A 13,522-nucleotide genomic window follows, 5' to 3' on the forward strand; every position below is an offset into this window, starting at 1 on the left:
ATCACATCAGTCCTTTCAGATAGACGAAGCTGAAGATGAAGATCCAGACTACGTCCAGGAAGTGCCAATACAGCGAGAAAATAAACGACTTGTTCGCCGTGTCGAGCGTGAAGCCTTCACGCCCGATCTGAATCATCAGTCCGATGCCCCACAGCAGACCCAACGTTACGTGGGAGCCGTGTGTTCCGAGCAGGACGAACAAGCTGGACAGGAACGCGCTCGTTTGCAGCGTCGCCCCCTCATTTACATAAGTTACAAACTCCATGATTTCGACACCGAGGAACACGGCGCCTAGCAGCAATGTGATGAAAAAGAACACCATCGCCGGCTTTTTCAAGCCCTGCCGCATACTGTTGATAAACAGGCCGATCGTAAAGCTGCTTGTAAGTAGCACGAACGTTTCGATCATAACCGGCCCGATTTCGAAAATCTCATGCCCCGACGGACCGCTGCCCGTACGATTCCAAAGCGTAAGGTAGACGGCAAACAGGGTCGAGAACAGAACAATCTCGGCTCCGAGGAACAGCCAGAATCCGAAAATACGGTTGCTGTTCTCTTCGGAACGATACTCCAGCGGTAACGTATGATCTAATTTCATGCCTGTTCACCCCCCAATCTTGCTTCCGTCTCCAGAATTTCTTTTACCGGGATATGCCGACCATGGTCACGTTCGAACGAGCGCACCGCCAGCATAACCACTACGCCGATGCCTGCGATAATCGTAGGAACCCACCAGCTGAATACCATGAAGAATCCAAAGAAGAAGAATATAATTCCCAAAATGAACGGCTGTCCGCTGTTATTCGGCATATGAATTTCTTCAATCTTGCCTTCGTAAAGCTGATGTCCGCCTTTTTTGGATTCCCAGAACGGATCCAAGCCTTTAACCGTAGGCTCGATCGCAAAGTTGTATTCCGGAACCGGACTGTGCGTGCTCCACTCGAGCGTCCGTGCATTCCATGGGTCGCCCGTCGTATCTCTCGGAGCGTAACGGAAGCTCCAGTAAATATTGTAGACCAACAGAATGAAGCCGATCGCAAGACCGACAGAGCCGATCGAAGCAAGTAAATTCAGCGGGCCAAAGCCCGTACTTTCCGAATAAGTGTACATCCGGCGCGTCATCCCTTTAAGTCCAAGGAAGAACAGCGGGAAGAACGTCACATTAAAGCTGATAATGATCCACCAGAAGGCGCGTTTGCCCTGGCGTTCATCAAGCCGGAACCCGAACAATTTCGGGAACCAGTAGTAGAAGCCGGCAATAACGGCGAACACGGTACCCGGAATAAGCACGTAGTGGAAGTGGGCTACCAGGAACATCGTGTTGTGGTACTGGTAGTCGGCACTCGCCATCGCGAGCATAACGCCGGTTACGCCGCCGATCGTGAAGATCGGAATAAAGGCGAGCGAGTACAGCATCGGTGTAGTGAACTCGATTCGGCCTTTCTGCATCGTAAAGAGCCAGTTGAATATTTTGACCCCGGTCGGTATGGCAATCGCCATCGTCGTGACCGAGAACACGCCGTTGACCATCACGCCGTGACCCATTGTATAGAAGTGGTGAGCCCATACAAGGAAGGACAGCAACGAAATGACGACCATACTCCAAACCATGGATTTATAGCCGTACAAGTTTTTCCGCGAGAACGTGGAAATAATTTCACTGTAAATCCCGAACGCAGGCAAGATAACGATATATACCTCAGGATGGCCCCAAACCCAGAACAAGTTGGCCCAGAGCATGTCCATCCCGCCATTGGCCATCGTAAAGAACTGTGACCCGAATAAGCGGTCGAACATCATCAGCGCCAGTGCCACGGTCAATACCGGGAAGGCGAACAGGATAATAACGCAAGTAATGAGTACCGACCAGGTAAACATCGGCATCTTCATCAGGGTCATGCCTTTAGCACGCATTTTCAGAATCGTCGCGATAAAGTTGACGCCGGTCATCAGCGTACCGATACCTGCGATCTGAATCGCGATCGAATAATAGTTATTCCCTACCGTAGGGCTGAATTCCAGACTTGCCAGCGGGAAGTATGCCGTCCAGCCAGCATCCGGCGATCCGCCGATGACGAAGGAAATGTTGAACAGCATCGCTCCGGCGAAGAACAGCCAGAAGCTGACCGCATTAAGCCGAGGAAACGCTACGTCGCGAGCCCCGATTTGCAGCGGAACTACGACGTTCATCAAGCCGATAATAAACGGCATGGCCATGAACAAAATCATGATGACCCCGTGGGTCGTAAAAATTTCGTTATAGTGCTGCCCGTCAAGCAGCCCGTTTTCCGGCATTGCCAGCTGGGCACGCATCAAGAGGGCGTCAACGCCGCCGCGGAACAACATCAGCAGCGCGGAGATGATATACATAATCCCGATCCGCTTATGGTCGACGGTAGTCAACCATTCACGCCACAAGTAGCCCCATTTTTTAAAATAGGTCAGGCCGATAAGAATGGCTAGCGATGCGACGACGATGCTGACCATCGCGCCATAGATCATCGGTTCGCCAGTGACGAAAAATTCGTCCCATTTCATGTCTAGCTAACTCCCTTCCGTTCTATTAGTTGCCGTGCGAGCTATGATCCGCCGCTCCGGCGTCGTCTGTGCCTGTCGAATCCATATTCATTTCGGAATGGTCCATTTCTCCGGACTCTGAATTCATATCCATCTCTTCCGAACCACCATGGTTGTGGCCGGCATTTTCACCTTCTGGAGCAGGTCTGAATTCAAGGTGTGTTGAAGAATAAGATTTTCTGCCGACATGGCTCTCTTTAAGCAATGAGTCGAATTCCTGCTCCGTCAGTTTCGGAGCCGTTGTTTTGACTTCATCAAGCCATTCTTCATAATCCTTCGACGTCATGGCCAGCGCCTCAAACTCCATGTGCGCGAAGCCTTCACCGGAGAAGTTGGAGTTTTTCCCCATGTAAGATCCGGCGTGCTCAGCTACAAGGTTAAGCTTGTTGACCATGTCGCTCATCGCATACTTCTGTCCGCCAAGCTGCGGGATCCAGAAGCTTGAGATTGGCCCATAGGCATACAATCTGAACTCTACCGGACGATTCGTCGGGAAGTTGACGTAGTTGACCGTCTCAATCCCTTCCTCCGGATAGCTGAAATGCCATTTCCAGTTGGAAGACGCCGCATAAATCACGAGCGGTTTTTGGTCTTCGTAACCTTCCGGCACCTTCTCTACTGCGGCAGTACTCCGAATTGTAACGACCGACAAAATGGTAACAATAATGACCGGAATCGTAATCCAGGTGATCTCCAACCATTTGTTCCCCTCCATATGAGGCGGCTCATAGTCAGGAGCGGCTTTAGAAGCGCGGTATTTGGTAAGCATGTAAACGTAAAGAATATAAACAACCAGCAGAACTAGCGCCATTACCAGGATCGAGAAGATAATGACATTAGATTGTGTCTTGGCCACCGGACCTTTCGGGTTTAGTACAGCTAAATTGTTGCATCCGGTCAGAAGGACAAGAAACGCTGAAAAGACAGCGAGCAGCAATCCCTTCCTTTTCATAGGATTCCGATACCCCTTTCTAAATTGTGAACCTCATCACGATGAGCGAGATGAATTCTTGATTATCAGTTATGTTTTATGTTAGGGAAGCCTTGAACTAATGACAATTCATAGAGAAAGGAATAAATGCAATAAATTTACATTTATATCATTAAGGGTCCTATGGTTTGATCTACCCAATTCCGATTACAGACGATTAGAGCTCAAATTCAGCCGTATTCGACGATTTTGATAATTGTTCACATTGCATTCTAAGGAGTGCCGAGTTCGCAAAATTGTCATAATGATACCCCCGTTAGTGATATTAATCACTTACTTATTCTGGACACTCCAGCAATTGATGCATGAATAACTTAGGAACAATCCAAAAAAGAGTTGCCCGGCCATCCGGCCAAGCAACCCTTATTTATCCTAATTATTCCGTTTTTGTTACAGCAGTTCTTTACGAAGCTGCTCCGGCGATTTTGGCGACAACAAACCAAACGGGATGTCGAAGACCGTTTTCGCGCCGGATTGTCCGGACTGGGACAGCTTGTACACTGCGCGGGCATATGCGACCAACACGCTGGCCGTAAATTCCGGATTGCTGTCCAGCTTCAGGCTGAATTCAATGATTTGCGTATTGTTCTCCCCTGTCCGTCCGCTGCGAAGCACGTTGCCTCCATGCGGCATGGCGGAATGGTTTTGCTTCAATTCTTCTTCGCTGATAAAGTTGACGGTCGTCAAATAATCGGAGAAGTAATTCGGCATTTCTTTGATTTCGCGTTCAATCTTCGCCAAATCGGCGCCTTCCTCAGCGACAACATAACACTCGCGAAGGTGCTTTTCTTTCGTCGACAATTCCGGGTTTTCTCCGTTACGCACACGTTCCACGGCGGATTCGATCGGAATGGTGTATTGTACACCGTTTTTCACGCCCGGTACGCGACGGATCGCATCGGAATGCCCCTGGCTTACGCCTTTGCCCCAAAAGGTATACTCTTTCCCTTCCGGCAAAACGGCCTGCGCCAACAAGCGGTTCAAGGAAAACAACCCTGGATCCCAGCCCGTGGAAATTACGCTGACGTTCCCGCCTTTTTGCGCCGCAGCGTTGACTTGCTCAAAATAATCGGGAATTTTCGCATGCGTGTCAAAGCTGTCAACCGTATTAAACAAAGCCGCAAGCTCCGGTCCTTGTTCAGGAAGGTCTGTGGCCGATCCGCCGCAAAGGATAAGAACATCGATCTTGCCTTTATAGTTCTCTACCTCAGAAATATGCACGACGCCGTTTGCCGCCGCAACCTCATTCGGATGTCTTCTTGAAAAAATAGCGCTGAGCTCAATGTCGGGGTTTTGCTTGATCGCTTTTTCGACGCCGCGACCCAAATTACCGTATCCTACGATACCCACCTTGATGATCGATGCCACTGAGGTTTCCTCCTTTAATAAAAATATGCATACTTATTATTTTAACGCACGCCAGCAAATTTTGAAATCGCCAACATACAAAGAGTGCAAATAAACTGCTTATTCGTACAAACAATAAAAAGTCCAACATTCACACTTTAGACATACCACCGGGCATAATTGGAAAGCTATGGAAGTTTCAGCTATACTCATCCGGTAATAATAGTTGTAAAATAAGATAAATGTGTAACATATGTCATTGCAATTGTAAGGTGGTGCGTTTTGCGTCTGAAAAAATACAAATCGTACGTGATAGTTCTTATTCTAGCTTTAGCATGTTGGGCCGCTGTTATTCCGGAACACGCCTCCGCACACGCTTATGTCGTATCTTCCTCGCCCTCTTCAGGGGAAGTGCTGGAGAAATCACCTGAATCCATATTCATTCAATTTGATGAAGAGATCGAACCCGCCTTTTATTCGCTGCAGGTGCTAAGTCCCTCCGGGGAACGCCTTGACAAGAAGGATGCCGCTATCGATCCGAGCCGTCCCGACAGACTTGTCGCCGGGCTAACTCCCGGATTAGTGGACGGAATTTATACGATTAAATGGAAAGTTGTCTCCAGTGACGGTCACCCGGTTTCGGGAACCCTAGCATTTCAAATCGGCAACCCGGGAGCTGGAAGCGTTCCGATCGTAACATCAGATAATCAGGTTCCTTCCCCGGAATGGAGTCTGCTGTTGATCCGCTGGCTTTGGTATGCGGGGATGACTTTGACCACCGGCACGCTGCTATTCCAACTGTTCTTGCTGCCTCGCAGCGCACGGATTAACGGGATACCGTTCAAAACGAAGCGCAGCAAGCTCCTGCTCAATTTAGGCATTGTGCTGGCCGCCACGGGCATTATCGCAAGCCTGCCGCAGCAATCCGCCAGTAATGCAGGCGTGTCATGGACAAGCGCTTTGAGCGCCGACCTGATAAGTGAAACCTTGCAATACACCGGCTTCGGCACGATATGGAAAATCCAGCTGGCGCTACTGGCGTTGCTGGCCTTTGCCTCCCTGCTCTGGATGAGGATCGGAAACATCCGGCATCCGCGCGAAACAGACATCCGACTTTCTGTGTATGCAGCTTGGGCTGCTATGGCCTTCAGCCAAGGACTTATGCTCTCCAAGGCTTTTATCGGCCATGCGGCCGCCGCGGAGGGCAAGGCGCTTGCTGTTACGGCGGATTATCTGCATTTATCCGCCGCATCGCTTTGGCTAGGCGGCCTGCTGGCCATCGTCTTTCTGTTGCCGGAGGCCGCTGCGAAGGCGAGCTCCCCTGAAGAGGTCGCTTCTGGACAACGTCCGCTTGCTTATTGGCAGGCCGTAAGCCGTTTCTCAGCGCTCGCCTCCGCAAGCGTGGCCGTTCTGTTGATATCCGGGATCTACGGTACTGTCATCCATATTCCATCACTGAGTGCACTATTTCAAACCGGTTATGGCCTGGCGCTTCTAGCGAAAATTGCCGTATTCCTGTTCATGCTTGGCCTCGCCTTTACAGGATTCCTGCGCGGACGGCGGCGCTCCCGGCCTCTTGGACGGGGCGTGTGGGTCGAACTGGCCCTTGGATTTATCGTGCTTGCGCTCGCCGCCGTCTTGGCTAACCAGCCGCCACCATCAACCGCCGCAGGGCTGCCGGACCGGCTGGAGGCGACCGTTCAGGGACACAAAATCACCCTGGAAGTTACGCCCCGAACGATCGGCAAGAATCATTTTGCAATCAAGCTGCAGGATCCGGACGGCAAGCCTATGGAACAGGTGGAGCAAGTTACCCTGTCCCTGACATCCTTGGAGATGGACATGGGCTTGATTGAAGTCGTTATGCCCGGCGGTTCTTCAGAGCTCGAGGCTGATGGGATTATTACCATGGGCGGGGACTGGAACGTGCAGGTCCATATTTTGCTCAAATCGCTGGAATCATTGGATCATGACTTTACTCTCCATGTGGACAGCAACTAGTAATATTAATCTTTTGCAAAAAAGAAAGGGGAAACTATGATTAAGAAATTTATTTTCCGTATAACAACCTTATGCACTTCGGCAGCGGCAGGACTCCTGTTGTTTTCCGGCCTGGCAAGCGCACACGTTACTGTACAACCGGGATTATCTTCTCCTGGCGCCTGGGAAACCTACAGCCTGAAAGTTCCAGTGGAAAAAGACATTCCGACGGTTAAAGTATCGCTTAAAATACCGGACGAGCTCGATTTCAAACAGTATCGCCCCGTACCCGACTGGACGGTGGAGCTCACCAAGAACGAATCCGGCAAGGTGACGGTCGTTACTTGGGCCTCCGAAGCTGACGGAATCGGACCGGGCGAATTCCAGCAATTCGAATTCGTCGGAAAGAACCCCGCCGATGACACTTCCCTGGCTTGGGACGCCTTCCAGTATTACAGCGACGGATCGATCGTCGAGTGGAGCGGCGAGGAAGGCTCGGATAAGCCGCATTCGATCACCAAAGTGACCGCGGATGCGGCAGTTGGAGCGGCTGACGGTCACGCCGCTGATCAAGGCCACGACACCGGCGTTGAAGCCGGCGGTACAGCGGACGGGAATGCCGCCGGGACCGAAGGCGGGGACGCGAACGCAGCAGCGGATAAAGCTGCTGGCGACGGCACCAACAGCCCTGCTGGTGATACCGGGACTGACAACGCAGCAGCCGACGCGGCTGCGAGCGTCGCAGGGCAAAGCGAGGACGGCGGTGCCTCTGGAGTAGAGATAGCAACGTTGGTGCTGTCTTCCGCCGCCCTGCTTGTCTCCCTCGCGGCTCTTTGGGCAGCTATACGCTCCCGGACGAAAACGTCCTAAGGAAGCGTCTGAGTTCGAGGCTACGCTGGCTGAATCTGTTGCCGGATCTATTTACCGGATCTGTTTACCGAATCTGTTACCGGATCTGCGACCGCACTAAATATAGCTGGAAAACCTACAGTTATTTTTATCTCAAACTACCGTTTACAGAATTTAGCGGGAAATCCTACAGTTAATTTGCCCTTATGAACAAAAATCAGGCCATATCGGCGAAATTAGATGCAGATTTTCCAGTTAATGCGTCTAAAAGCTGAAATATCATGAAAATAACTTTAGAAAATACAGCTATTTCTGCGATTACGCATCCAACAAAAATACCTCCGGGAGCAAGCCGTCTAATGGCCATTCCCGGAGGTTTTGCATGTAACCTAATCCACCATGATCGGCGTGTTGTCCAATGGTCCTTTCCCTGCGGGTCTCTCTTCCGAGGAAGCTCCTAGCAGACAGCCTAGCGCCAGGAGCAGTCCAACAGAGGCGCTGATGAACAACGCCGGGTAGCCAAACACGTCGATGACCCAGCCGAGGAGCGGCGGAGACACGATCGCGGCAAGCGAGGATACGAAGTAATAGATCCCTGTCCGCGTGCCGATGCTCTCTTCCCGTCCGGTCGAAATGACCCATGGATAGGAGTTGATGTTGATGCAGGCCCAGAAAATACCGCCGACGATCAGCACCAATCTGAGCAGAAGAACGGAATCTACGAACACAACGGAACCGAATACGAGGAACAGGCCCGCTACGCCGATCATGATGATTTTTTTCTTGCCGAATTTGGCTCCCAGCCAACCGCTCGGCAGGGCGAACAAGAGAAACGCCAACGAGAAGAACGTAAGGGAGAACGAAGCCTCCCCGTCGCTCATTCCGACATGCTTCGTGCCGTATAACGTGAACAGCGCCTCGACGCCTTGATAAGCTACGAACCAGAAGAAAATCGCGCCTAAAATGAACAATGTCGTCTTGTCGAGCTGATCCTTGATCCGCACCGGCGGCCCGCTCGGCTTGGCGTCGGGGTGGCTTTCCAGAAGGATCGGTTCTTTAATTACTTTTTTTAGAATAAACATGGAACCCAGCATCACTATGCCGGCAAACAAAAACGGCACGAATGAGCCGATTCCGTATAAAACCGATCCGATGCCAAAGGCCAACACAGAGCCGATCCCGCCCATAAAGTTAATGATGCCGTTGGCTCGTGTCCGGTCCTTTTCCGGAGTGATATCCGGCATTAAAGCCACCGTCGGCGCCCGGAACAAGCTCATGGACAAATTCATTAACATCATGAACAATACCAAGGTGATTAGACCCGTATGTAAAGGAATCATCGTGGCAAACACAGCCCCCAGCGGCATCCCGATGAGTAAGTAAGGCATCCGTCTGCCATACTTTGTAGTCGTTTTATCGCTCCGATGACCGATCCATGGCTGCAGAAACATCGCGAAATAGTTGTCGATCGTCATCATGAACCCGATCAATGCCGCACTTTTCAGGTAATCGTCCAAAAATAGCGGTACGAAGGCGTTATACAACGCCCAGGTCAAGCTGATGCTGAAAAAACCGAGTCCCAGCAGCCATGTTTTTTTCATCCGGTCACGCTCCTTGATCGGACAGCAGCTCGGCCAACCGGTCAGGGTAATCGGTAATGATGCCGGCTACCCCCGCCTTAATCAACCCTGCCATCTCGTGTTTTTCATTTACAGTAAAGGGATTATAAACTACTCCCTGCTCGGCTGCAGCGGCAACAAACTCCGGCCGTACGGCGTAATGGAAGGCGTGCAACGCTTCGGCGCCGATGTTCTTCGCATATTCCCATGGCTCATACAAGCCTTCCCCATACAAAATGCCGGTCCGGATTTCCGGTGCAATCTTTTTGCAATCCACCAAAGAATAATGATTGAAGCTCGAAATAATCGTGCGCTCCGCCAATCCATACGCTCTTACCATATCGATGACCTTGCGCTCCAGTTCAGGATACTGCACAAACCCGTTTTTCAGTTCCAGATTAACGATGGTGTCCGTGCCCTTTACGAGCTCCAACAACTCTTCCAGCGTCGGGATCTTTTCCCCTCTATAATCCTCATGGTACCAGGATCCGGCTTCATGGGAGCGAACTTCCTCCAGCGTCAAATCCTTAACCCAGTCCGGCGTTCCCGCCGTCCGTTTCAAAGTTTCGTCATGAATCAGCACCAGGTGCCCGTCTTTAGTCATCTGTACATCGGTTTCAATCCCGGTTGCGCCAAGCTCCAGAGCATAGGCGAATGAGGCAATCGTATTCTCCGGACGGTGTCCGGCCGCTCCGCGGTGCGCAAAGTTAATGAGTTTAGCCAATGGATGGTCCTCCTTGGATGTTAAGTCATTTTTATTCTTCAATTTTAAATATTATCCATCTCCCTATTATAATCCTGCAATATTAATGCAATATAAAAAGATAATAACGAGAACATCCGACATCGGCATCGGCACGAAAAAACCCGAGGCATTCGCCCCGGGTATGTTATCTCAATATCTCACCGCTCATCATCCCGTGAAATTCTCCCGCCATTTCAGCAGCCGTTTCTCCAGCCACCGGACCAGTGAATCCGATAATTTGCCGACCGCGGCAAAAATGGCAATCCCTACGAACACGATCGTGATGACCGAAAATTGTCTCGCATCCTGAATCAGATAGCCGACCCCGGAGCTCGAGCCCATCATCTCCGCAACGACCAGCCCCAGCCAGGATACGCCCATAGACAGCCGGACTCCGAGCAGTACATTTGGCAGCGCCCCCGGCAAGATCACCAGGCGGATTTGCTGCCAGCGGCTGAACTCAAGCACCCGGGCCACTTCAACCAGCTTCCGGTCTACACCCCGAATCCCTAGAAAAGTGTTGACATAGAGCGGAAAAAAAGCGCCCAGCGCGATCAGCAAAATTTTCGAAGTCTCGCCGATCCCGAACCAGAGAATGAACAGAGGCGTGATCGCAAGATGCGGAATGGTCCGCAGCATTTGCAGCATCGGATCAAGCGCCTGCTCGGCCGGCCGAAGAAACCCTACCGCCAGGCCGGACGCAAGGCCGATGGAGCCGCCGACCAGGAATCCCGACGCCGCGCGGGCGACGCTGATCCCCAAATGGTGGAGCAGTTCTCCGGTAACTAGCAGCTCATATCCCTGTACCGCAATGGCATAAGGCGATGGGAGCAATGTCCCGGGAATCCAGCCTGCCGAGCTCGCATATTGCCATATCGCAAGGATTAAAAGTGGAAGAATACTTCCCCTAATCCAGCTGTAACGCCATATTTTTAGCACAAAGCTTCTTATTGGCCGCCGAATTGCCTTAGTACGTTGAACGGAGGATGGGACTTTGACGGTTGCGGTTGATTCTTCGATTAATGACATGAATATCACCTCGTTATGCGGATCACATAATCACTTGCCTTGGAACGCTTCTTCAACAAACCGGTTCTCGACGACCTTACTGACATCAATCTGCTTGCGGATTCCGCCCGTTTCAAATAAAAGGTCCGCCGTCTCCTGCTGCGCCTTTATATAATCCTCGCTAACCGGCTCCACGGAATAACTCGATTTGCTCAGAAGGAGCTGAATCAGATCGGCATCGACCTTTTTCTTTTCGGTAAAAAACTTCGCGGTTTCCTCAGGATGCTCGCTGCTCCAAGTAATGATCTTATCCAGCTCCTTCAGAAATATGGTGACGAGTTCCGGATGCTCCTCGGCGAATTTCCCCCTTGCGATCGCAAAGCTCGGGCTAGCCAGATTCAGCTTCTCCCCATCCGCGATCCCCACGGCTCCCTGGTTGGTAGCCAAAGTAACATAAGGCTCCCAGACGGCCCAAGCGTCGACGGCCTTGGATTGAAAAGCGGGCTGGGCTTCATCCGGCTGGAGTTGAATCAACTCGATGTCGGAAGGTTTTAAGCCCTGTTGTACCGCTGCTCTGTAGACGAAGGCATAAGCGGAGCTTCCTTTGGCTACGGCAACCTTTTTCCCCTTCAAATCGGCTACGTCCTTAATTCCCGAGCCCTCATGAACAAGAATGGTATCCCCCCGCTTGCCGTCGGAGATGACCGCAATTTCCTTGAAATCGATATCCCCGGCTTGACCGGCGATCACCGGACCGTTCCCGACAAGACCGAAATCGAGATGTCCCGCCGCGATGGCCTCAAAGTGAGGCGGACCGCTTGGAAAATCGGTAAACTTGATTTCGGCGCCGGCCGCGGCAAACGCCTCATCGATCCAGCCCTTTTCATGCGAGAGCGACAGCAGGCTGATTCCCTGGGTTCCTATATTGACGACTACGGTTCCTTTGTCCTTGGCCTTCACGTCGGCCGCTGCGGCAGCCTCGTCTCCGGACTGACCCGAATTGTTGCTTGCCTTGGAGGAGCAGCCCGCCAGCACTAAAGCGAGACCGAGCACGGCAACGGCGTTTTTCAACAACAGCTTTCTCATGGTTTCTCCATCTCCCTCTCTTGTCTGTCTATCTATACCGTTTGACCGATACGGGCCTCCCATTTGGCCTTGAATAACGGAAGCAATTTGTCTCCGGCAATTTGAGCTTCTTCAACATGCGGATATCCGGATAGTACAAACGTGCTGATTCCCGCATCAACAAATTCAAGCAGACGGTCCGATACCTGATCAGGCGTTCCCACAAATGCTACCGCACCGCCCCCGCGAATGCGCGACAAGCCTGCCCAAAGATTGGGGCCAATCACGTAATCGTTATCCTGCGATTTCTTCCACAGTTCGGTCTGACGCTGTTGATTTATAGCATCGGACTTCGCCTGAACCTGATCAACCACATTCAACAATTCCGGCGGGGCGAGGCTTGTAATTTCACGAGCAGCCGCCCAGGCCTCCTCCTCCGTATCTCTCACAACCAACTGGGCTCGTAGGCCGTATCGCAGCGTGCGGTCAATACCTTTAGTGTTGCGCTGCTCGCTCAAATAGGACTCGACCTCTTCAATCTGCTCCCTGATCTGCTGTATCGTCTCCGCCCAGAGCAGATACACGTCCGCCGTTTCCGCGGCAACCCGCTTTCCGGCAGGTGAGCTTCCGCCGAAATAGAGCGGCGGGTGTGGCTTTTGCACGGGAGCCGGTTGCGATACCCCGCCTTCAATCTGATAGTACTCCCCTTCAAAATGTACTCCGGCGCGTCCCCCGCTGCGCAAAAATCCCTCAACGGAAAAATCATGCGATTCGGTCCAAACCTGCTTGACGATGTTCAGAAACTCCCGTGTCCGGTCGTATCTGGCGTCATGATCGTGATACAGCGGATCCCCAGTAACCCGCAAATCATCCGGGTAACCACCGCTAACCACATTAATCAGGGCTCTCCCGCCGGAGATCCGGTCCAGAGAAGCTCCCATTCTCGCTGCCAGTACCGGAGCGATCAATCCGGGACGCATGGCTACCAGCGGCTTCAGCGTCCTCGTTTGCGCTGCAAGCGCTGAGCCGACGATCCAGGCATCGATGCAGCTGTTGCCCGTAGGGATCAGCGCAAATTCAAATCCCGCTTGTTCCGCGGTTTGCGCCACCTGGATCATATACTCCAGCGTAGATTCCCGCTCGGGCTTCACCCCGATATGCTTGCCATCCCCCGTTGTCGGAATAAACCATCCAAATTCCACTCGATCAACTGCTGCCATGTTCTCCTACCTCCCTGATTAAAATAAAAACCGGAGACCCCCGCAGCCTGAACAGGCCGCAACAAGTCTCCGGTTTGACCGGTAGAATATTATTCTATTCCAATCGGTTAAATGTGATTTA

11 protein-coding genes are annotated in these 13,522 nt (G+C 51.8%); 2 read left to right on the forward strand and 9 right to left on the reverse strand.

Features of this window, described 5'->3' with window-relative positions; genetic code table 11:
- Nucleotide 1: 1 nt before the first annotated feature.
- The 4 genes from qoxC to NYE70_RS24200 form a co-directional block, all read right to left on the reverse strand.
- Nucleotides 2–598, reverse strand: coding sequence for a cytochrome aa3 quinol oxidase subunit III (gene qoxC / locus NYE70_RS24185; RefSeq protein ID WP_290407566.1), 597 nt, complete (start codon nt 596–598; stop codon nt 2–4).
- On the reverse strand, nt 595–2,538 hold the full coding sequence (gene qoxB, locus NYE70_RS24190; RefSeq protein ID WP_341048646.1) for a cytochrome aa3 quinol oxidase subunit I: 1,944 nt from the start codon (nt 2,536–2,538) through the stop codon (nt 595–597). The genes qoxC and qoxB overlap by 4 nt, the downstream gene beginning before the upstream one ends.
- A gap of 25 nt (nt 2,539–2,563) precedes the next feature.
- The gene (gene qoxA, locus NYE70_RS24195; RefSeq protein WP_211022245.1) at nt 2,564–3,529 is read right to left on the reverse strand and encodes a cytochrome aa3 quinol oxidase subunit II; all 966 of its coding nucleotides are present in this window, start codon (nt 3,527–3,529) and stop codon (nt 2,564–2,566) included.
- A gap of 429 nt (nt 3,530–3,958) precedes the next feature.
- The gene (locus NYE70_RS24200; protein ID WP_290407567.1) at nt 3,959–4,936 is read right to left on the reverse strand and encodes a diaminopimelate dehydrogenase; all 978 of its coding nucleotides are present in this window, start codon (nt 4,934–4,936) and stop codon (nt 3,959–3,961) included.
- A 261-nt stretch (nt 4,937–5,197) separates the two neighbouring features.
- Here NYE70_RS24200 and NYE70_RS24205 point away from each other — a divergent pair, with 261 nt between their 5' ends.
- Nucleotides 5,198–6,916 carry a copper resistance protein CopC gene (locus tag NYE70_RS24205; RefSeq protein ID WP_290407568.1) on the forward strand — a complete coding sequence of 573 codons (1,719 nt, stop codon included), beginning with the start codon at nt 5,198–5,200 and terminating at the stop codon, nt 6,914–6,916.
- A gap of 36 nt (nt 6,917–6,952) precedes the next feature.
- Complete coding sequence (locus NYE70_RS24210) at nt 6,953–7,765, forward strand: YcnI family copper-binding membrane protein (RefSeq protein WP_290407569.1); 813 nt, start codon at nt 6,953–6,955, stop codon at nt 7,763–7,765.
- Between the two features lie 368 nt (nt 7,766–8,133).
- On the opposite strand, the gene NYE70_RS24215 is transcribed toward NYE70_RS24210, so the two are convergent.
- The 5 genes from NYE70_RS24215 to NYE70_RS24235 form a co-directional block, all read right to left on the reverse strand.
- Nucleotides 8,134–9,345, reverse strand: coding sequence for an SLC45 family MFS transporter (locus NYE70_RS24215; protein WP_290407570.1), 1,212 nt, complete (start codon nt 9,343–9,345; stop codon nt 8,134–8,136).
- Between the two features lie 4 nt (nt 9,346–9,349).
- Nucleotides 9,350–10,087 carry a glycerophosphodiester phosphodiesterase gene (locus tag NYE70_RS24220; RefSeq protein WP_213654505.1) on the reverse strand — a complete coding sequence of 246 codons (738 nt, stop codon included), beginning with the start codon at nt 10,085–10,087 and terminating at the stop codon, nt 9,350–9,352.
- A 189-nt stretch (nt 10,088–10,276) separates the two neighbouring features.
- Nucleotides 10,277–11,137, reverse strand: coding sequence for an ABC transporter permease (locus tag NYE70_RS24225; protein ID WP_290407571.1), 861 nt, complete (start codon nt 11,135–11,137; stop codon nt 10,277–10,279).
- A 30-nt stretch (nt 11,138–11,167) separates the two neighbouring features.
- A complete protein-coding gene (locus tag NYE70_RS24230; protein WP_213654504.1) occupies nt 11,168–12,202 on the reverse strand; it encodes an aliphatic sulfonate ABC transporter substrate-binding protein in 1,035 nt (344 codons plus the stop codon).
- Between the two features lie 32 nt (nt 12,203–12,234).
- Nucleotides 12,235–13,401, reverse strand: coding sequence for an LLM class flavin-dependent oxidoreductase (locus NYE70_RS24235; RefSeq protein WP_290407573.1), 1,167 nt, complete (start codon nt 13,399–13,401; stop codon nt 12,235–12,237).
- Between the last annotated feature and the right edge of the window lie 121 nt (nt 13,402–13,522).

The sequence above is a fragment of the Paenibacillus sp. FSL R5-0407 genome (genome assembly GCF_038009185.1).
GTDB classification, from domain to species: domain Bacteria; phylum Bacillota; class Bacilli; order Paenibacillales; family Paenibacillaceae; genus Fontibacillus; species Fontibacillus vini.